This window comes from Sorangium sp. So ce321 (genome assembly GCF_051530195.1).
Taxonomy (GTDB): Bacteria; Myxococcota_A; Polyangia; order Polyangiales; family Polyangiaceae; genus Sorangium.
This window is the reverse complement of sequence record NZ_CP150329.1, coordinates 780,365-800,009: the sequence shown is the minus strand read 5'-3', so window position 1 is coordinate 800,009 and position 19,645 is coordinate 780,365. Positions and strand designations below refer to the sequence as shown.

Sequence of the window (19,645 nt, the reverse complement as noted above, 5' to 3'; positions counted from 1 at the left end):
AGGGGCCGCGGACGGGCGCAGAGGATCCAGGCCCGCGGAGCTCGCCATGGGCGCAGGCGGTTCGTGATACCGTCGGTACGGCCTCGTTCCCCGAGGCGAAGCTCGCCGGTCCCGGAGGTGGTGTTGCGCCGCTCTGCTTTTCCAAGCGTCACCGCGCTCGTCGCTCTCCTCGCGGCGAGCGCCTGCACCCAGGACTTCGATCAGTTCGAGCCCGAGCTCTTCCCGGCGTCGTCCGCGAGCGGCTCCGGCGGGGCCGGCGGATCCGGCGGTAACGGAGGCGGCCAGGGGACGACCGCGAGCACCGCGAGCACCGCGAGCAGCGGCGGAGGCGGCTCCGAGCAGTGCTTGAACGGCGACGATGATGACGACGACGGCGCGGTCGACTGCGCCGACGACGACTGCGGCGGGTTCGCCTGCGTCGCCGTCCCCGAGAACTGGCAGGGGCCCGGCGTCCTGTACGCAGGCCCCGCGGCCGCGGACGTCGCCTGCCCCGAGGGCTTCCCCACGCGGGTGGACGTGGGCGGCCGCGATCTCCTGGACGAGCCTGCGACCTGCAGCGCGTGCTCGTGCGCGTCGCCGACCGCGGAGTGCGGGAGGCCCGAGGTCACGGTGTACCGGGGCGACTCGTGCGACGGGCTCAACGTGACGCTGGATGTCCCAACCGACGAGTGCTTCTCCATCCAGGGCATCGACCCTGGCAGCTACAGCGGGGAGGCGCCCGACGCCGACGCGGCGAGGTGCGCCCCGTCGGGCGGGGAGGCCACGGTACCGCCGCCGCGCTTCGGCACCGAGGGGCTCGTGTGCGCCCCCGGGCCGGACAGCGGCGGCTGCGCGGCGGGCGAAGCGTGCGCGCCGCGCGAGGTCGACGCGCCGTTCGAGCAAGGCGTGTGCGTCTGGCGCGAGGGGGAGCGGCGCTGCCCGCAAGGGTTCGACGAGCGGCACGTGTTCGCGAGCTCGGTCGTCGACGACCGCGGCTGCACGCGGTGCACCTGCGACGCGGACGGCGTGCGCTGCGCGGCGACGCTGACCTTCTTCAGGGAGGCCGGCTGCGAGGGGCCGATCGAGAGCGTGTCCTTCGACGGGAGCTGCGCCGAGGATGCGCCCTCCGCCATCTCGCTGTCGGCGGAGGTGACCGCCACCGGCAGCTGTCAGCCGCGCGGCGGCGCCCCGACGGGAGAGGTCGCGGCAGGCGACGACAGGATCACCGTTTGCTGCGCCCGGTGATCGACCGGAGCGCGACGCCTGTCCCGGGGTGACACCCGAAGGGGGTCGACCGGGCGGGAGGACCGGAAGAAAGATGAACGTTCTTCCCTGCTTCCCGACTGTTTCTCAGCTCCTTCGTGAGGTCGAGGCGCCGACCGCCGCGCGACGCTGAACGGCGTCCCGCGGCGATCGATGCGGCCGCCGCCGGCTACTGCCGGAAGATCTCGACGCGCTGAAGGACGACGTCCTGGTTCGGTCGATCGCGCGTGGTCGCCACGTTGGCGATCTTGTGGACGATGTCCTGGCCGCTCACGACCGTGCCGAACACCGCGTGCTTGTTGTCGAGGTGCGGCGTCGGCCCCTCGGTGATGAACCACTGCGCGCCGTTCGTGTTCTTGCCGGAGTTCGCCATGGAGAGCACGCCGGGGCCGCTGTGCCGCAGCTCGGGGTGGAACTCGTCGGCGAACTTGTACCCCGCGTCGCCCGTGCCCCAGCGCGAGGCCATGTCCGGGTAGCGCGAGAGCGGATCGCCGCACTGGATCATGAAGCCCGGGATGACGCGGTGAAAGCGGACGCCGTCGTAGCAGGGCGTGCCCTGCATCTGCTTGCCGGTCTTCAGGTCCTTCCAGGCGATGGCGCCCGTCGCGAGGCCGACGAAGTTCTTGACGGTGTTGGGGGCGCGCTGCTCCTCGAGCCGGACGACGATGTCACCGAGCGAGGTCGTCAGTCGGGCGTGCAGCTGGCCGGTGCCGGGCACATTGATCGGGGGGAAATCCATCGGGCCTTCTCCTGTTGCTTGCCGCCGAGGCGGCGCCGTCAGCCGAAGGAGGAGAGCCGCAAGGCCCCCCTCGCTGTGTTCTGATGCGGCGGTCTTAGCGCATCTCGGGCCGCGAAAGAGGGGCGAATTTGCCTCAGGCGCGCTCGAACAGCGTCGCGATGCCCTGGCCCACGCCGATGCACAGCGAGGCGACCCCGACCTTGGCGCCGCGCGCGCGCATCGCGTGGACGAGCGTGCACGCGATGCGCGCGCCCGAGCAGCCGATCGGGTGTCCGAGCGCGATCGATCCGCCGCGCACGTTCACGCGCGCCGGGTCGAGCTCCAGCGCCCGCGAGCACGCGAGCGCCTGCGCCGCGAACGCCTCGTTGAGCTCGAACAGATCCACGTTGGGCACGCGCAGCCCGGTCCGCTGGAGGAGCTTCTTCACGGCCGGGATCGGCCCCTCCCCCATCAGGTTGGGCTCGACCCCAGCCGTCGCCGTCGCGATGACGCGCGCGATCGGCGTCACCCCGGCGGCCTGGACGGCCTCGCTCGAGGCGAGCAGGAGGGCGGCGGCGCCGTCGTTGAGGGGCGACGAGTTGCCCGCCGTGACGGATCCGCCCTCGCGGAAGGCTGGCTTGAGCTTCGACAGCGCCTCGAGCGAGGCGTCGACGCGCACGCTCTCGTCGCGCTCGAAGGGGACGGGGCTGCCCTTCTTCTGAGGGACGGGGACGGCGACGACCTCGGCGGCGAAGCCGCCCGACTCCCAGGCGAGCGTGGCGCGCTCGTGGGACAGCAGCGCGAACCGGTCCTGCTCGTCGCGGCTGATGCCGTGCTTCTTGGCCACGTTCTCGGCCGTCTCGCCCATCGACTGGAGCTCGAACCGCGCGGCCATCCTCGGGTTCGGGTAGCGCCAGCCGAGGGTCGTGTCGTAGACGGCCGGCGCGGTGCGATCGTAGCGCTCGGCCTGCTTGGGCATCGAGAACGGCGCGCGCGTCATGCTCTCGACGCCCCCCGCGACAGCGCAGTCGGCCTCGCCGGTGGCGATCATGCGCGCGGCGTCGGCGACGGCCTCGAGCCCCGAGCCGCAGAGTCGGTTCACCGTGACGCCCGGGACCTCGTACGGGAGGCCGGCGATCAGCGCGGCCATGCGCGCGACGTTGCGGTTGTCCTCTCCAGCCTGGTTCGTCGCGCCGAAGACGACGTGGTCGAGGCGCGGCGCGAGCGAAGGATGGCGGCGCACGAGCGCGTCGAGGACGAACGCCGCGAGGTCGTCGGGGCGGACCGTCGCGAGGGCGCCGGCGTAACGGCCGATCGGGGTCCGGACTGCGTCGACGACGAAGACAGGGCGGAGAGCAACAGCCATGAGAGAGAGCGTAGCTTCGCCCGGTCGAGGCGCCGCCTGGAGATCGCGTGAGCCTGAAGTCTCCATTCCGCGTCGGATTCCGCGCCGGGCGGGCGTCCGCGTCGTGTCCGCCCGCCGGCTGGCGCCTGCCGTCAGTAGCTGTCGCTGGACCCGCCGCCGCCGGAACGACCGCCGCCGCCGCCGCCGAACCCGGATCCACCGCCGCCGCCCCCACCCCGGCCGCCGCCGCCCCGGAAGAGCAGCGCTTGCAGGGCGAACCACAGGAACCAGCGGAAGGAGGGCGAGATGAGCGCGAGCAGGAGCCCCGCCACCACGGCGACGACCGTGACGCCGACCTTGATCGGCGAGCCCGGGGCGGGCGCCGGCCGCGTGCCGGGGGCCGGGCGCCGCTCCTCCTCGGGCGTTCCGGCGACGAGCGCCTCGGCGATCGCGGTCGTCCCCTGATCGATGGCGTCGCGGAAGCGATCCTGCCGGAGCAGCGGGTTGATCGTCTGCCGGATGATGTCGTTCGACTGGAGATCCGTGAGCGCCCCGCCCACGCCCTTGCCCGTCTCGATCCGGACGCGCCGCTCGGACGGGGCGATCACCAGGAGGACGCCGTTGTCGGCGCCCCGCTGCCCGAGCTGCCACGCGTTGAACGCCTCGTAGGCGACGTCCTCGATCGTCTCTCCCTCGAGCGATCCGGCCACGAAGGCGACGATCTCGAACCCGGTCTGGCGGCGGATACCGTCGAGCTTCCCGTCGAGGGCGCGGATGTCGGCCGGGTCGAGCCGCCCCGCCGTGTCGACGACGTGCCCGGTGAGCGCCGGCGGCGTGAAGTCGGCCAGGGCAGGCCGGGCGACGAGCGCGCAGACAAGCGCGACCGCGGCCGCGATGGCCCTGGCCACCGCCCGCAGCCGCGCGCCGCTCGAGACGACCTGACGCATCGCCGCCTCCCTCATCAGAACGAGACCTTGGGCGCCGACTGGACCTCGGGAGAGGCGGTGAAGTACACGCGCGGCTTGAACGGCTGGCCCGTCGCCTTGTTCACCACCTGGCCCCGGATCTTCAGGAGCTCCGCGTTGTACTCGCGCGCCGCCTGGTTGTACTCCTCGCGCGCCCGGAGGATTCGGTTCTCGATGCCCTCCAGCTGGACCTGGAGGCTGTGGAAGCCCTGGTTCGCCTTGAGATCAGGATATTGCTCCTGCACGACGAGGAGCCGTGAGAGCGAGCCGCTGAGCTGCTCCTGCGCCTTCTGGAAGGCCTGCACCTTCTCCGGGTCGGTCAGGTCCTCCGCCTTGAGCTGGACGCTCGTCGCGCGGGCGCGCGCCTCGGCGACGCTCGACAGCGTCTGCTCCTCGTGCTTGGCCGACCCCTTCACGACCGCCACGAGGTTCGGGACGAGGTCGTACCGGCGCTGGAGGTTCGCCTCGAGATCCGACCACTTCTGCGCCGCGATCTGATCCTTCTCGACGAGCAGGTCGTAGCGCTGGCAGCCCACCACGGACGCCATGAGGGCGAGCACCGCCAGGAAGAGGGAAACCACGGCCAGGCGCTTCCGAAATATCGATTTGTGAACAATCCGCATCACTGACTCCAGGGTCGCTTGCATCACCGCTCGGGTAAGACGTCGATCTGCGCCATGCAAGACTCGGCCCCGTGGCGCCCGCGAGCGCCGCCCTGCTGCGGGGAACGAGCGACGTGATAACCTCTCGATCCGCGCTCGCGGCCCGGCGCGCCTCCGCAAGGGGGCCACACGCGTGGCGCAGCGCCACAGTCGCCCCTCTCGATGAGCCACCGCCCGCGCATCGCCGCCCATCCGCTCAGCCCCGCCGCCTATGCGCCGTACGGCGATGTCCTCATGGCCTCGCCGCACGGCCAGCCCGGCAAACCGGCCAACCAGGGGACCGCCCGCCGCTTCGATCACCTCGCCGGGATCGAGAACCTCCGCCCGGGGCGGGCGGCGCTCAACGTCTCTGTGTTCCGCTGCGCGCCGCGCTCGAGCTTCCCGCTGCCGCTCGCCCTGCTCGAGAAGCACCCCGGCTCGACGCAGGCGTTCGTGCCGATGACCGCGCGCCGTTACCTCGTCGTGGTCGCCCTGGGCGGCGACCGGCCCGACCTCGGGACGCTCGCCGCCTTCATCGCCCACGGCGCCCAGGGCATCACCTACCGCCCCGGCGTGTGGCACCACCCGATGATCGCGCTCGACGCGGAGACCGACTTCGTCTGCCTGGTCTGGGAAGACGGATCTCCTGGCGACTGCGCCGTGGTCGAGTACGAGGAGGGCGAGCGGGTCGAGGTCGAGATCGATCCCTGACCGCCGGCCCTCTCCTCCGTCGCCCCCGGTCCGGCGAGGCGCGGCGGCCGGCGCCATCGCCGCGGGCGCGGCCGCGTCGGCGAGACGAGATCGTCCCCGGGCTGCGCCGCCGCGCGCGGCGTCGCAGCCTCCGGACGCGCTCCGCGCTATAGAGGCGCCCCGACCCTCCATGCGCCGCTCGACCCCCAACTGCTCGTTCGTCGCGCAGGAGCAGCGAAGGCTGCTCGCCGCGCTCGATGTCCTCGACGCCGCCGCCGTCGCCCGCCTCCTCGAGGAGTTCGTCACGAGCGAGCGCAGGGCCCGGCTGCGCGGGGTCATCGCGACGCGCCTCGACGCGGTCACCGTGGCCATGGACGCGCCGCACGACCCGCACAACGGGGCGGCCGTGCTCCGCTCCTGCGACGCGTTCGGCCTGCAGCGGCTGCACATCATCGAGCGGGCCGAGCCGTTCCTCGTCTCGAACACCGTCTCGCGCGGCTCCGAGCGCTGGGTCGACGTGCACACGCACGCGAGCGCCGGGGCCGCGATCGCCTCGCTCCGCGCCTCGGGGCACGAGCTCGTGGCGACGCACCCGGACGGCTCGCTGACTCCGCGCGACCTCTCGAGCATCCCCCGCCTCGCGCTGGTGCTCGGCAACGAGCGCGACGGCATCCGCCCCGACCTGGCCGCCGCCTGCGCCCGCGCCGTGCGCGTCCCGATGCGCGGCTTCGCCGAGAGCCTCAACGTGAGCGTCACCGCGGCGATCCTGCTCGAGCACGCGACGAACGGCCGGCCGGGCGATCTGCCCGAGCCTTACCAGATCAGGCTCTATGCCCGCGCGCTGGTGCTCACCGTGCCCCACGCGGCGGAGATCCTCGCCGCGCGCGGCATGCAACTGCCCCTGTCCCTCGGAGGGCCGCCCCCTCCTCCCCCGAAGCCGCGCGGCCCCAAGCCGCGCCGGCCCCCCGCGCTGCCCGCGCAGGAAGAGCGCAACGCCGGCGCCCCCCAGGAGCCCGATGGTGGATAGCCCGCAGCCCCCCACGCCAAGCCAAGGTCCCCCGCGGCGAGCGCCCCGCGCCCACGGCGCCGCCCCGGGCGCGCCTCGCGCCCCCCGCGAGCGCCTCGCCGCCGCGGGCGCGGCGATCGCGCTCGCCATCCCGCGCGCGGCGGCGCTGCTCGCCCTGCTCCTCGCGGGGTGCATCGAGGTGCCGCCGCCGCCGCCCAGGCCGCCGCTCGAGCCGAAGGACCTCCAGGTCTCGGAGGGCGTCGGGCTCGAGGTCGCCTGCACGCCGACCGGGGTCGAGCTCTGCTTCGACGCCCACGACAACAACTGCAACGGCGTGATCGACGAGGGGTGCGGGCTCCACACCGGGATCCTCCAGTTCACGATCGCCTGGGAGGAGGCCGAGGCCGACGTCGATCTCAACGTCTATGACCCGACGGGAGAGCTCGCCCGCGTCGGGGAGCCGACGGCAAGCGGCCTCATGAAGGACCGCGACTGCCCCCGCGTGAGCGGCGAGTGCCAGGAGCAGAACGTGGAGAACGTCTTCCTCACCGAGGGCGAGCCGGCCCGGGGCCGCTACCGCGTCGTCGTGCGGCTCGACAAGCTGAACGACGCGACGGCGCCCGTCCGCGTCCGCCTCAGCGCGCGCATCGGCCAGCGCTCGTACAGCATGGCGCTCGACCTGTCCCCCTCGGCCGCGACCGAGGAGAAGAGCGTGGAGTTCACGCTCTGAGCCTCTGGCCGGGCGCGCCTCCCGGCGGCGCGCCGCCGGGCACGGTGGTGAAAGCGCGACGACGCGCGGCCCGTACAACCGCGGTATCCGCCCTCGCGGGAACGCCGGCGGGAACATCGGCGGGAACGTCGTGGAGAGGGCTCCGGCGCGAGCTCTCCGCGCGCGATTCATGGCGGTCGCGCGGTTGACGACCGCCACTCCCCCACCTTAAAAGATGTGGCCATTTTGCACCCGGAGACGTCCCGCGAATGAATCCTATCTGGATGCTCACATTGCTCGTCGGCCTCTTCGCCGCCTTCGCGTGGAGCGCCAACCGGCGTTGGCAGCTCCTCAAGGTCGGGCGCGGGGAAAGCCGGCTCGATCGTATCGCCGATCGCCTCAAAGGCACCTGGGAGTACGCCTTCCGCCAGCGGAAGATGGGTTACTACCCGCTCGCCGGGCTCGCGCATAAGCTCATCTTCGTCGGATTCCTGGTTCTCCTGCTCCGCACGCTGATCCTGTGGGGGCGCGGCATCGACCCGTCGTTCGACCTCTGGATCCTGGGGCATGAGCCCGTGCGGCTGCCCGGCATCGGCGCGGTGCCGCTCGGCGGCATCTACGAGTTCGTGAAGGACGTCATGGCCACGCTGGTCGTCACCGGCGCGCTCGTGTTCATCTACTACCGGGCGATCAAGCGCGAGCGGCGCATGACCCTGTCCGGCGAGGGGCTGCTCATCCTCGGCATCATCGTCACGATGATGGTGAGCGACATGCTCTATGACGGCGCCTCGCTGGCGCTGCACCACCGGTGGTCCACGATGACGTGCGGCCCCGACGACGCGAGGCTCTGCGAGCGCATCGCCACGGTCACCGCCCCGTTCGCGGGCGTGCCCGCGGACCCGGCGGCGCTCCGCTGGCACCTGTTCCCCGCCCCCGCGGGGTCGCTGTTCGGCGTGCTCCTGAGCAGCGCCAGCCCGGGGACCCTCGTCGTCCTCGCGCACATCGGGTTCTGGACCCACGTCACGCTGGTGCTCGTGTTCCTGAACCTGCTCCCGCACTCGAAGCACTTCCACATCATCACGTCGATCCCGAACGTCTTCACGCGCAACCTCGACCCACGCGGCCGGCTGCCGCTCGTCGCGGGCAACGCCGAGGCGATCGGCGAGATGGTCATGAAGGCCGCCGAGGAGCCCGAGAAGGCCGCCCCGGTCGGCGTGGGCCGCATCGAGGACTTCACCTGGAAGGCGATCCTCGACTTCTACACGTGCACCGAGTGCGGCCGCTGTACCGACAACTGCCCGGCCCACAAGACCGGCAAGATCCTGAGCCCCAAGCAGCTCACGCTCGACCTGCGCGACCACCTGTACGGCCGGGAGGGCGAGTTCATCAACAGGCCGGGCGGCCCGCGCGGGCTCGCCGCCGACGGCCAGGCCGCCCAGGCGAACGGGCACGCCGCCGACGGCGCGGCCGCGCAGGGCGGCGAGGGCGCCGAGGCACAGGAGGGCGCGGGGCACACGGAGCAGGCAGCGCCGGAGAACCCGGTCCCGGTCCCCGAGGCCGCGTACAAGCCGGTCGACCTCGTGGCGAACGTCGTTCATCCGGACGTGCTCTGGGCCTGCACGACGTGCCGGGCCTGCGAGGAGCAGTGCCCGGTGATGATCAGCTACGTCGACAAGATCGTCTCCATGCGCCGCCACCTGGTCCTCGTGAAGGGCGAGTTCCCGGCCGAGCTCGGGAACCCGTTCAACGCGATGGAGGTCAACGGCAACCCGTGGAACCTCGCGCGCATCGACCGCGGCAACTGGGCCGAGGGGCTCGAGATCCCGAGCATGGCCGACAAGCCGCAGGCGCCCGTGCTCTACTGGGTCGGCTGCGCGGCGAGCTACGACGACCGCGCGAAGAAGATCGCCCGCGCGACCGCCCGGCTCCTGAAGGCCGCCGGCGTCGACTTCGCGATCCTCGGCCAGGAGGAGACCTGCACCGGCGATCCGGCGCGCCGCGCGGGGAACGAGTACCTCTTCGCGATGCTCGCCGAGCAGAACGCCGCGACCCTCAACGGCTACAAGGAGCAGGGGGGCATCCGGAAGATCGTCACGACCTGCCCCCACTGCTTCAACACGCTCGCCAACGAGTACCCCGACTTCGGCGCGAAGTTCGAGGTCGTGCACCACACGGACTTCCTGCTCGGCCTCGTCGCCGAGAAGAAGCTCGTCCCCAGGAAGCCGGTCCAGGGCAAGGTCGTCTTCCACGACTCCTGCTACCTCGGCCGCTACAACGACGTGTACGAGCAGCCGCGCGACATCCTGAAGAGCATCCCCGGCGTGCAGCTGGTCGAGGCCGAGGGGTGGAACCGGCAGAAGGGGCTCTGCTGCGGCGCCGGCGGCGCGCAGATGTGGATGGAGGAGCAGAACAAGGACCGCGTGAACGTCAAGCGGACGCTGCAGCTGCTCCAGACCGAGGCGAAGACCATCGCGACCGCCTGCCCGTTCTGCCAGACGATGATCACCGACGGCCTCAAGGATCAGTCCAAGGAGGACTCGATCCGCCAGCTCGACGTGGTCGAGCTGCTCGAAGAGAGCTGCGCGCTCGACCGCCCGGCCACCAGCCGCGCCGCCTCGCCCGAGGCCGCCGCCGATACGGCCGCGTCCGCCAACGCCTAGACCTCCGTCCATTCCGTTCCGAGCGCACGCGGGGCCGTCTCGCCATGAGGTTCATGGCGCACGATCCCGCGTGCTTCCCCACATTTACGCCCTGGAGCAAGCCTGACGGAGATCAGGCGTAGCCTTCTCGTGCGTCCCGTCTCGGCCTGAGCTAGATTCGGCCGTGCCGCCGGAGGTGGATGTGATTGAAGGCGCTCTGAAGGGGACCGTGAACCTGGACCCCCGCCCTATGCCGGAGGGTACCGCGAACGCGGATTACCGGCTCACGGGGACATTGACTCAGCCGATCTGCATCTCGGTCGACGCCGTCGCCGACAGCGCGCTGCGCGCGCGCCAGGCAGACTCAGGCACAACAGAGCTCCGCTGCGACGTGTGCGACACGGCCATCGAGGGCGAGCCCGCCGGGCGCGGCCTCTATGTGTGGTCGCGCGGCGAGGAGCTCCGGTTCGAGGAGCCCGCCCTGTGCGGCGGCTGCGCCGTCGCCATCGGGATGACCGCGCTGTCCGCCTGGAACGTCGAGGAAGAAGAGGGCTGAGCCCGCCGCCGCGGCCACGCCCATGAGCGCGGGCCGCGCCGCCGCCCGGTGACGGCCGGGCGGCTTGCGTTCACGTCAGAACGCCTCGCCGATCGCCAGGTTCACGGCGATGGGGAGCACGTCGAACAGCAGGCTCGGGTTGCCCTCGCCGTCGGGCCACTTCTTCTCGTTTTTTTCCGCTTCCTCCATGGTCTGGTAGCACATGCCGATCACCTGCATGCAGGGGACGCGGTAGCCAACGTCCAGGCGGAGCGGGCCCACGGGCGTGACGTAGCGCAGCCCGACGCCGGCCGAGAGATGCGGGCGCTGCGCCCCTGAGCGGAACAGCTTGTGCTCTCGCGTGACGTCGCCGGCGTCGAGGAAGACCACGGTGCCGAAGCTCTCCCCGATCTGCATCCGGAGCTCCAGGCTCGTCTCCCAGAGCAGCCGGCCGCCGATCGGAACCAGCGGAGCTTCGGGTCTGGTCGTGCCATCCGTGGTGTTCGAGGCCGTGGGGCTCGGCACGCGCGCGTGCGGGCCGACCTCGTTGTAGCCGTATCCGCGGTTGCTCGTCGCGCCGCCGCTGAAGAACCCGCGGAACTGCATCAGCTGAAGGTCGGCGCCGCACTGCGCCCTCTCCTGGCTGCTCGCCCCGATGTCGCACCGGGTCGGGTCAAAGGACGCCTCGCCGTAGTCGAGACGCGGGTTGGTCGGGAACAACCACCCGGTCATCAGGCGGAAGCCGAGGGTCCACTTCTTCGAGACGGGAAGGTAACCGCGAAACTCGGGCTGCAGACGGATGTCGCGCGCGTCGTGGAACTTGTTCGCGTCGACGACCGTCTTGCCGACCAGGGTCTTCGCTATCGCGGTGTCGAACGCGAGGTAGCCAGCCAGCTGAGCATCGAGCGCGACGTAGTAGCCGTGATGAGGGCTGAGCCTGTCGGGCTTCCCTGCCCGGTTCAGGCGGCGGTCATAGGACACGAGCGCCTGGAGGTAGGGGATGAAGATGGTCCCGAAGCCCGCGGGCAGCGGCGCCGGGTTGTAGGTGAACGGGCTGTTCAGCTGAACGTTGTAGAGAAGCGAAGCGTTCAGGTCCGATTTCAGAAAAGGCCGCTCCAGGCCGATGGAGCCGATGTACTCGCGGTAGCCGACGATCGAGTGCTCGGGCTTCTCTTCCGCCTCGGTCTGCTCCTGCTGCTCGGCGTCTTGCGGCGTGGTGGGCTTGGGGGGGTTGCAGTACTCCCCGGTCTGCGGGCAATAAAGCTTGAACGAGCCGCGCAGCACCGCGGCCGTACGCCGCTCGATGGCCCCCGGCTGGCGGAGCTCGGACCGCAGCTGGATCTCCGGCAGGAGGCGGAAATCGTCCTTCAGCTCGGTGCCGAACAGGCTCGAGAACTCCAGCGGGTAGAAGACCAGCCCCGGCCGGGCCTCGATGTTGAAGCGGCGCAGCCCCCCGAGGAAGTTGCGATCCTCCCACCCGGCGACGAGGTGCGTCTCGATGCGCGAGCCGACCTCGGCGCCGCCGCCGAGCCGCACGGCGCGCAGCGCGGCCGGCTCCACGGAGAAGGTCACGGGGACGACCGGGCTCCTCGGCTGCCCGGGCGGCGCGAGCTCGGGCTTCACGGCGACGGCGCCGAACACGCCGAAGTCGGCGAGCGCCTGCTCCGCTTCCGCGAGCACCGCGGTCGAGAACCGCTCGCCCTCCTCGATGCCGATCGCCGTCCGGACGGGCGCCTCCGGGAGCTCGCCGAGCCCCTTCAGGTTGACCTTGCCGAACGTGCACTCGGGGCCGAGCTCGATCGTGTAGCGGACGCGCGCCTGGTTCTTCACGATATCGACGTCGACGTGCCCCTCGACGGTCGCGTAGGCGAAGCCGCGATCCGTGAGGACCCGCAGCAACGTCTTCTTGAGCTCCTCGTACTGATCCTCGTCCAGGCGCTCGCCGACCTTGAGCTGCGCCTGCGCCTCGGTCACCGGCCGGGCGATGTCCCTGCCCTTCTCCAGGGTCCAGTCGCGCCACTGGAGGTCCACCGACGCGACCTTCACCGGCTCTCCCTCGGAGACGACGATGCGCACCCGCACGCGCCCCTCTTTGTCGGGGCCGCCCGCGCGCTGCACCCGGGCCGCGCGCGCCCGCGCGTTGTAGAACCCGCGCGCCCGGTAGTACCGCTCGATGCGGGCCATGTCCCGCTCGAGGACGAACCGATCGAAGCGCTCGTACTCGACCGTGAGCGCGTCCCAGATGCTCAGGATCGGCACGTGCTCGAAGGCGCCGCCGAGCAGGTGCGAGCTCTCGGCCGTCGCGATGCGATCGGCGAGCTCGTCGCCGCTGATCACCTCGCCGCCTTCGAACGAGACGTCCTCGATGGCGCACCCGCTGAGGTCGGGGCGCGTGCACGGCGGGGGTTGACGCGAGGCAGTGCAGGCCGAGGCGCCGAGGGCGGCGGACGTGACGAGCACCGCGGCGACGGTCCGTGCCAGCGGGTCCTGGACACCTGAAAGGTAACTTTCGGTTGAGCCGGCGGCGATGCGGTGGCCGCGGTGTGCGCGATGGCGAGGATTCAACGTTACGCCTGTGTTTTCGATATGCTGCCGTCCGCTCCGGCCGCCGAGGGCCCGCTCCGAGTCTGGGTGGGCGCTCGGAGAGCGGCACGAGCGAGGGAGAGCCTACGAGATGGCAGAGCCGACGCAAAAGGAACCTGGTGCCGGTGGGTACCTCGGATATGGATTGCCGCATGAGCCCGGCGCGCACGGGGTGCCCGCGGGCCCAGGCGCGCCGCTCGGCGGCCCGCCCCCCGAGGAGCGGCGCGGCGCCCTGAAGGCGCTCGTGGCGATCGGCGGTCTGGCCTACGCGGGCGCGCTCGCCGCCCCGGCGGCGACCTTCCTCACCGGCCCAGCCGCTGGCAACGCCGCCGCCTCCACAGGCGGGCGCGAGCGCTGGGTCCGGGTCGCGCGCCTCGCGGATCTCCCGCCGGGCGAGCCGCGGCGCCTCAAGGTGGTCGGCGAGGAGCGCGACGCCTTCACGGTCGCGAAGGATCAGATGCTCGGCGCGATCTGGGTCATCCGCGAGGGCGAGAAGATCCGCGCGATGAGCGCAACGTGCCCCCACCTCGGCTGCGGGATCGAGCTCAACGGCGACAAGAAGAGCTTCAACTGCCCGTGCCACGCGTCGCGCTTCGCCCTGTCGGGCGTGCCCGAGACGGGACCGTCCCCGCGCCCCATGGATCCGCTCGCGACGCGGGTCGTGGACGGCTGGGTCGAGGTGGACTTCCGGCGCTACCGTGACGGGACCGCCGAGCTGCAGGAGATCGCAGGGTGAGCCTCGGCGACTGGTTGAACGAACGCATCGGTCACCGCGAGCCGATCCGCCGCCTGCTCGACGAGCCGATCCCGGGCGGCGCGCGCATCGGCTACGTCTGGGGGGGCGCGATCGCGCTGCTGCTGCTCGTCGAGGCGATCACGGGCGCGCTGCTCATGTCGGCCTACGCGCCGAGCGCGACGACGGCGTGGGCGAGCGTCGCGCACATCAACTTCACGCTGCGCGCCGGCTGGCTCGTCCGGGGCCTGCACTACTTCGGCGCGCAGGCGCTGGTCATCCTGGTCGCGATCCACGTGGCGCAGATCGCGATCCACGGCGCGTACCGCGCGCCGCGCGAGGTCAACTGGCTCCTGCGGCTCGGCCTGCTCGGGGTGATCCTCGGCTTCACCTTCACGGGCAACCCGCTCCCGTGGGACCAGGACGGCTACTGGGGCGCGCGCGTCGAGACGGGCATCATGGGCGCGGTCCCCGTCGTCGGGCCGTTCACGCAGCAGCTCGTCGTCGGCGGCACCTCGCTCGGTCACCTGACCGTGACGCGGCTCTACAGCCTGCACGTCTTCGTGCTGCCGGCGGTCACGGCCCTGCTGCTCGCCGGGAGCTTCGCGCTGTTCCGCAAGCACGGCTACAGCCCGCCCCACGGCGCCGATCTCAGGAGGGTGGACCGGTTCTTCCCGAAGCAGCTCGGCATGATCCTGCTGGCCGGGGCGATCGTGCTCGTCATCCTCTTCGACCTCGCGGCCGTCGAGCACGGCGCGCCCCTCGAGGCGCCCGCGGACCCGGTCAGCGACTACAACGCCCGCCCGGCGTGGTACTTCCGCCCGCTCTTCGAGCTGCGCAAGTTCTTCCCCGGCCAGCTGGAGCTCATCGCCACCGTCGGCATACCGGGTATCATCGGGCTCTACCTCGCGCTGCTCCCGTTCATCGACAGGAAGCCCGGCCCGGTCCGCGCGCGGCTGCCGGCGCTCGCGCCGCTGTTCCTCGTCGGCCTCGGGGCCGTCGGCCTCCTCGCGAAGTCGTACCTGTCCGACCGGAAGGACGAGGGCTACCAGCGCTCGCAGGCGCAGAGCGCCGAGCGGACCGCGCGCGCGGTGGCGCTGTTCAAGCAGGGCGTCCCGCCCGAGGGCGCGCTCGCGATGCTCCGGAACGATCCGGAGACGCGCGGCGAGGACCTCTACAAGAAGGAGTGCGCGAGCTGCCACCGGCTGAACGATCTCGGCCCGCCGAAGGACAAGCAGACCGCGCCGGATCTCACCGGGTTCGGGACGAAGGCCTGGGCGCTCGAGGTGCTGAGGGACCCCGACGCCGACCACCTCTTCGGCAAGACGGCGTTCAAGGAGATGATGCCGTCGGTGATCAAGCCGCCCGCGGATCCCGAGGCGGCGAAGGTGTTCACGCCGATGAGCGCGGCCGACCAGGAGACGATCGCCGCGTTCCTGGAGGCGCAGGCGCGCGGGGAGCCTGGCGCCGGGACGCCGGGAGAGAAGATGGTCCGCCAGCGGTGCACGAGCTGCCACCGGCTCGACGGCAAGACCGACGACGAGGAGTCCGCCGCCCCCGAGCTCCGCGGCTGGGCCTCGGTCGCGTGGATCGAGGCGCAGATCACGAACCCCGGCAGCGGCAAGGCCTACCCGCCGGCGGCCATGTCGAAGGACCTGGAAGGCCACATGCCGGCCTTCGAGGAGAAGATCTCCGCGAGCGACAGGAAGATCCTCGCCGCCTGGGTGTACCGGCGCGGACGCGGAGAGTCCGCGAAGACGGCCGCCGCCAGCGCGCCCGAGAAGAAGCCCTGAGCGAGCCGCTCGCGGGCTGACACGGTCCCCGACCACCCCCTCTTGCTGAGCCCCGGCGCGGCGCGCGCCGGAGCGCGCCGATCCGTTCGGGTCCACGGCGCGGCGCGCGCCGGAGCGCGCTGCTCCGTTCGGGTCCACGGCGCGGCGCGCGCCGGAGCGCGCCGATCCGTTCAGGTCAAGGCGCGCTGCGGCGGGAGCTCGCGCGCGGGTCGCGCCGGCGCGCAGGCCGGCACGCACGGTGCTGTGCCTCCTCGAGGGGCGCGTCGGTGGCGACATCGTGCACGGTCGCCACGCGCCGGCGTGCGCGCGGCGCTCGCGCCGAGGGCAGCCGCGCGCGCTAACCCTGGAAAGAGCAGGACCCGTGGACCTGGATGCGGCCGTGAAGCATCACTTCCCGTGGATCGCAGGCACGATGATCGCGTCCGCCGCCTACTTTCAGGCGGCGGGGGTCTCGCACCTCGTCGGGAAGACGATCATCCCGGACAGCGCCGCCAGGCCGTCTTCCCCGCCCTCGGCCTCGAGCCGCGCGCCGCACGACGGCGGCCTGCACGCGACGAGCGCGGAGGCGATCCTGCGGCGCAACCCGTTCGACTCGGCCACGGGGCCGCTCCTCCAGCCGCCGGGCGGCGCCCACGACGAGCGCGCGCCCACGACGAACGGCGACCCGTGGAGCGATCCGATCTGCGACGCCGGGCGCGTCGTGCTCATCGCGGCGTCGGAGGACGCCGCGTGGTCGTTCGCCGCGATCGCGGGTCCCGATGGACGGACGCAGCTCCAGCGGCTCGGCGGCGACACGCCCGGCGGCACGCTCGCGCGCATCGCCTGGGACCGCGTCTGGCTCACCGCGGGCGGCGCGCGCTGTCAGCTCCAGCTCGGAAAGACCGCGGGCGGGGGGGCTGCGGCGCCGAACGACGCGCCGGCGCCGCAGCCCCGGCCCCAGGCGAAGCCGGTCGGCGGCGAGGCCAACCTGAGCTCGGTCCCGCCCGAGATCGCCGCGCGCATCCGGCGGGTGAGCGCCACCGAGTTCAACGTCGACCGGTCGGCGGTGGACCAGATCCTCGAGCAGCAGGCGCTCCTCATGCGCTCCGCCCGGGTGACCCCGGAGCGGCGAGGGGACCAGGTCGTCGGGCTGAAGCTCAGGATCAAGCGGGGCTCGCTGCTCGAGTCGCTCGGGCTGGAGAGCGGCGATTCCCTGAGGTCGATCAACGGCTTCAGCCTCACCGATCCGCAGAAGGCGCTCGAGGCTTACGCGCGGCTCCGGACCGCGGACCACCTGTCCGTCGCGATCGAGCGCGGCGGCCAGCTGATGACGGTCGACTTCAACATCCGCTGACGGCGCGCCCCGCGGCCGGCGCGGGGCTCAGCCGAAGGCGTCGACCGCGACCCTGGCCGGCCGGCCCGCCAGCGAGGGCGGCGCGACCGCCTCCCACCACGCCGCCGCGTGCTGCTCGGTCCACTCGGCGTCCATGTGCAGCGCGGCGAGCCGCTCGGACAGCTCGCGCGCCGACCGCGGCCGCCTCGCCGGGTCCTTCTCCAGGCAGTCGAGCACGATGCGGTCGAGCGCCGGCGGGATCGTGCGCGCCGCCCGCTTCGACGGCGCGACGGGCGCCTCGGTCGCGTGGAGCAGCACCGTCTTCATCGCCGTCTCGGCCTCGAACACGAGCGCGCCCGTGAGCAGCCAGTACGCGACGCACCCGAGCGCGTAGATGTCGGTCCGGCCGTCGACCGGGCGGTCGCCGAGCACCACCTCCGGGGCCATGAACGCCGGCGTCCCGGTGATCGTGTTGTCCTCGGTGAGCGTGGACGGGGCCACGTCCTTCCTGCGCTCGGCCACCAGCCCGAAGTCGAGCACCTTCAGGAAATCGAGGTCCGCGCCGTAGCGGCACAGGAACAGGTTGGCGGGCTTGATGTCGCGGTGCACGAGGAACGCCTTGTGCGCCTCGTGGAGCGAGTGGCAGGCCTGCCGGAGCAGGTGGACCACCCGCGCGGGCGGCTGCGGGCCGTCCAGCTTGACGAGCGTCTCGAGGTCCATGCCGTCGAGCAGCTCCATCACGTAGTAGAACGACCCGTCGCGGGCGACGCCGAAGTCGAAGATGCCGATCGTGTGCGGCGACCGGAGCGCGGCGGTCGCCTGCGCCTCGCGCTCGAACCGCAGCTTCGCCGTGCCGTAGCTCGCCGCCCCGCCCTGGATCGCCTCCGGGCGGATCAGCTTCACGGCCGCCGGGCGCGCGAGCATCCGGTGCTTCGCCCGCCACACCTCGCCCATGCCGCCGCCGCCGAGCCGCTCGACGAGGCGGTAGCTGCCGAGCTCCCGCGCCGCGTCGAGCTTGCGCCCGAGCCCGAACACGACGCGCGACACGAACACGGAGAGCGCCAGCGCGATGACGCTCGGGAAGAAGCGGCGGATCATCGCGTCGCGCGACGGCAGCTCCATGAAGCCCGACCGGACGAGCACCCAGAGGAACGCCGGCTCGGTGAGGATCGCCAGCGTCGACGTGAACAGCGTGCGCACGCTCGGGCCGGGGACGATGATGGGGAACATCAGCACCCAGATGGCCACCGGCGACCAGCCCGGCAGCATCGGCCCCGCCGGCCACGGCTGCGCGTTCGAGACGACCGCGATCGAGGCGGCGCCCAGGACCTTGTAGGCGAACGAGAGGTCGACGATCCGCGACGGCGAGAGGAGCCTCCGCCGCGCGACGACGAAGAGCGCGGCCGAGACGAGCATGAACGGCAGGTAGACAGCGAAGCGGATCGGGTGAGGGCCGAGCTGGAGGCTCGGGACGAGCTCCGAGACGATGAACCCGAAGGCGCCCACGACGACCGTGCAGAGCGACATCCACGCGACGCGCCGCACCGCCTGCTCCTCGAGGTCCGGCGGGAGCCGCGACGACAGCCAGACCCAGCGCGACGTCGCGAGGGTGCAGCTGGCGTCGGGGCCGAGGAAGACGGTCTCGCTCATGGCGTCGCGCGCGGTCGCGGCCGCGCTCGCCTGTTTTTAGGGGAGGACGCGGGCGGCGTGAATAGGGAGCGTCGCGCGCAGGGCGGCGCCCGCCCGGGCCCGCGCGCGGGCGTCACGCCGGCGCGCGGCGGGGCGGCGTCACTTCGAGAAGACCTGCGCGGCCGCGATGCCCGCGCCCTTCGTCGCCTTGAGGATCACCTTGCCCGGGCCGCCGATCGGCAGCGGGTTCTTCCAGCAGCCCGAGGCCTTGCCGCCGAGCGTCGCCGCGGCGCCCGTGGTGCTGTCCTGCGCGAGGACGACGGGCGGCAGCGCGGGCGCCGGCTGCGAGACGAGCTGGATGTCGAGCTCCTGGACCCCGATGCCGATGCCGACGACCGTGTAGCACTTGCCGGGCGAGATGTTGATCTGCTGCTCGAGCGACTGGCCCTCCTGGAACTGCCCCGCGAACGGCCCGCCGTCCGCCTTCATCCCCGGGGCCTCCGTCGTGCCCATCCCCTGCAGGATGGGCGTGGCGGCCACCGCGGCGACCGGCGGGACCGGCGTGGCGGCGGTGCCCGCGGGCGCCGTGGTGGTGGGGGTGACGGTGGGCACCGTGGTCGCGGGCGTGGTCGGCACGGCCGCGGCGCACCACTGGCCCGGCGGGCACGGGTTGCTCGGGTCCGTCGTCGGCTCGGGCGTCGACGAGCACGCGAGCGCTCCGAGCGCGGCGAGGCAGAGCGGGAGTACGCGGAAGACACGCATCATTGAGAATGCTCCTTCGATGGGCATGAGCTCGCCCGATGGCAGAACGAGGTGCCGACGCTTCTTACACCGGCTGCGGTTCGACGTGTGGGCCGAGCGCGCGAAGCAGCGATCTCGACAGCAGGCGGCGTCGTTCGACGTCGATCGACGCCGCCACAGCGCTTTGCTCCCCGCGCGAGGCGTGCTATCCGAGGTCGGGCCCGCGCGGTCTTGCAATTCCAAGTAGTTAAACTATACACGTGATCCGCGTCACCTGCGTGGGACGGCAGTGCGCGCCCAGCGGTGGACCTCCGCAGCGTGCCTTGCCTCCTGGCCTCTTCTGGCCCGGGTGGCGGCTCACGCC

At 72.2% G+C, this 19,645-nt stretch carries 16 protein-coding genes; 9 read left to right on the top strand and 7 right to left on the bottom strand.

The window, feature by feature from the left end; translation table 11 throughout:
• The first annotated feature begins 123 nt into the window (after positions 1–123).
• Positions 124–1,224, top strand: a complete 1,101-nt coding sequence (locus tag WME89_RS03100) for a hypothetical protein (RefSeq protein WP_438007794.1) — start codon at positions 124–126, stop codon at positions 1,222–1,224.
• A 187-nt stretch (positions 1,225–1,411) separates the two neighbouring features.
• Here the strand turns inward: WME89_RS03100 and WME89_RS03095 are convergent, their stop codons facing one another.
• From WME89_RS03095 to WME89_RS03080, 4 genes are all read right to left on the bottom strand, one after another.
• Positions 1,412–1,981 (bottom strand): peptidylprolyl isomerase, encoded by a 570-nt coding sequence (locus WME89_RS03095; protein ID WP_438007793.1) that lies wholly within the window; start codon positions 1,979–1,981, stop codon positions 1,412–1,414.
• Between the two features lie 133 nt (positions 1,982–2,114).
• Positions 2,115–3,326 (bottom strand): thiolase family protein, encoded by a 1,212-nt coding sequence (locus WME89_RS03090; protein WP_438007792.1) that lies wholly within the window; start codon positions 3,324–3,326, stop codon positions 2,115–2,117.
• Positions 3,327–3,457: 131 nt separating this feature from the next.
• Complete coding sequence (locus WME89_RS03085) at positions 3,458–4,252, bottom strand: TPM domain-containing protein (protein ID WP_438007791.1); 795 nt, start codon at positions 4,250–4,252, stop codon at positions 3,458–3,460.
• Between the two features lie 14 nt (positions 4,253–4,266).
• Positions 4,267–4,851 (bottom strand): LemA family protein, encoded by a 585-nt coding sequence (locus tag WME89_RS03080; protein WP_438007790.1) that lies wholly within the window; start codon positions 4,849–4,851, stop codon positions 4,267–4,269.
• Between the two features lie 243 nt (positions 4,852–5,094).
• Between WME89_RS03080 and WME89_RS03075 the strand changes: the two genes are divergently transcribed.
• The 5 genes from WME89_RS03075 (at position 5,095) to WME89_RS03055 (ending at position 10,511) form a co-directional block, all read left to right on the top strand.
• Complete coding sequence (locus WME89_RS03075; RefSeq protein WP_438007789.1) at positions 5,095–5,622, top strand: ureidoglycolate lyase; 528 nt, start codon at positions 5,095–5,097, stop codon at positions 5,620–5,622.
• A 169-nt stretch (positions 5,623–5,791) separates the two neighbouring features.
• The gene (locus tag WME89_RS03070; RefSeq protein WP_438007788.1) at positions 5,792–6,628 is read left to right on the top strand and encodes a TrmH family RNA methyltransferase; all 837 of its coding nucleotides are present in this window, start codon (positions 5,792–5,794) and stop codon (positions 6,626–6,628) included.
• A complete protein-coding gene (locus WME89_RS03065; protein WP_438007787.1) occupies positions 6,618–7,337 on the top strand; it encodes a hypothetical protein in 720 nt (239 codons plus the stop codon). Before WME89_RS03070 ends, WME89_RS03065 begins: the two co-directional genes overlap by 11 nt.
• Positions 7,338–7,600: 263 nt before the next feature.
• Positions 7,601–9,976 (top strand): (Fe-S)-binding protein, encoded by a 2,376-nt coding sequence (locus WME89_RS03060; RefSeq protein WP_438007786.1) that lies wholly within the window; start codon positions 7,601–7,603, stop codon positions 9,974–9,976.
• Between the two features lie 229 nt (positions 9,977–10,205).
• Positions 10,206–10,511 carry a hypothetical protein gene (locus WME89_RS03055; RefSeq protein WP_437654239.1) on the top strand — a complete coding sequence of 102 codons (306 nt, stop codon included), beginning with the start codon at positions 10,206–10,208 and terminating at the stop codon, positions 10,509–10,511.
• A gap of 75 nt (positions 10,512–10,586) precedes the next feature.
• Here WME89_RS03055 and WME89_RS03050 read toward each other — a convergent pair whose 3' ends face one another.
• Entirely contained in the window at positions 10,587–12,950 is a 2,364-nt protein-coding gene (locus WME89_RS03050; RefSeq protein ID WP_438007785.1) for an autotransporter assembly complex protein TamA, read from the bottom strand.
• 268 nt (positions 12,951–13,218) lie between these two features.
• Between WME89_RS03050 and WME89_RS03045 the strand changes: the two genes are divergently transcribed.
• The 3 genes from WME89_RS03045 (at position 13,219) to gspC (ending at position 16,932) form a co-directional block, all read left to right on the top strand.
• Positions 13,219–13,809, top strand: a complete 591-nt coding sequence (locus tag WME89_RS03045) for a ubiquinol-cytochrome c reductase iron-sulfur subunit (RefSeq protein ID WP_438007784.1) — start codon at positions 13,219–13,221, stop codon at positions 13,807–13,809.
• Entirely contained in the window at positions 13,806–15,599 is a 1,794-nt protein-coding gene (locus WME89_RS03040; RefSeq protein WP_438007783.1) for a cytochrome b N-terminal domain-containing protein, read from the top strand. The genes WME89_RS03045 and WME89_RS03040 overlap by 4 nt, the downstream gene beginning before the upstream one ends.
• A gap of 361 nt (positions 15,600–15,960) precedes the next feature.
• Entirely contained in the window at positions 15,961–16,932 is a 972-nt protein-coding gene (gene gspC, locus WME89_RS03035; RefSeq protein WP_438007782.1) for a type II secretion system protein GspC, read from the top strand.
• A 27-nt stretch (positions 16,933–16,959) separates the two neighbouring features.
• On the opposite strand, the gene WME89_RS03030 is transcribed toward gspC, so the two are convergent.
• Together WME89_RS03030 and WME89_RS03025 are read right to left on the bottom strand one after the other, a co-directional pair.
• On the bottom strand, positions 16,960–18,561 hold the full coding sequence (locus tag WME89_RS03030; RefSeq protein WP_438007781.1) for a serine/threonine-protein kinase: 1,602 nt from the start codon (positions 18,559–18,561) through the stop codon (positions 16,960–16,962).
• A gap of 138 nt (positions 18,562–18,699) precedes the next feature.
• Positions 18,700–19,305, bottom strand: coding sequence for a hypothetical protein (locus tag WME89_RS03025; RefSeq protein ID WP_438007780.1), 606 nt, complete (start codon positions 19,303–19,305; stop codon positions 18,700–18,702).
• Positions 19,306–19,645 lie beyond the last annotated feature (340 nt).

Bases quoted from the DNA above. Each gene is read 5' to 3' on its own strand.
- WME89_RS03095 (WP_438007793.1), bottom strand. From the start codon at position 1,981: ATGGATTTCCCCCCGATCAATGTGCCCGGCACCGGCCAGCTGCACGCC.
- WME89_RS03090 (WP_438007792.1), bottom strand. From the start codon at position 3,326: ATGGCTGTTGCTCTCCGCCCTGTCTTCGTCGTCGACGCAGTCCGGACC.
- WME89_RS03085 (WP_438007791.1), bottom strand. From the start codon at position 4,252: ATGCGTCAGGTCGTCTCGAGCGGCGCGCGGCTGCGGGCGGTGGCCAGG.
- WME89_RS03075 (WP_438007789.1), top strand. From the start codon at position 5,095: ATGAGCCACCGCCCGCGCATCGCCGCCCATCCGCTCAGCCCCGCCGCC.
- WME89_RS03070 (WP_438007788.1), top strand. From the start codon at position 5,792: ATGCGCCGCTCGACCCCCAACTGCTCGTTCGTCGCGCAGGAGCAGCGA.
- WME89_RS03065 (WP_438007787.1), top strand. From the start codon at position 6,618: ATGGTGGATAGCCCGCAGCCCCCCACGCCAAGCCAAGGTCCCCCGCGG.
- WME89_RS03060 (WP_438007786.1), top strand. From the start codon at position 7,601: ATGCTCACATTGCTCGTCGGCCTCTTCGCCGCCTTCGCGTGGAGCGCC.
- WME89_RS03055 (WP_437654239.1), top strand. From the start codon at position 10,206: ATGCCGGAGGGTACCGCGAACGCGGATTACCGGCTCACGGGGACATTG.
- WME89_RS03030 (WP_438007781.1), bottom strand. From the start codon at position 18,561: ATGAGCGAGACCGTCTTCCTCGGCCCCGACGCCAGCTGCACCCTCGCG.
- WME89_RS03025 (WP_438007780.1), bottom strand. From the start codon at position 19,305: ATGATGCGTGTCTTCCGCGTACTCCCGCTCTGCCTCGCCGCGCTCGGA.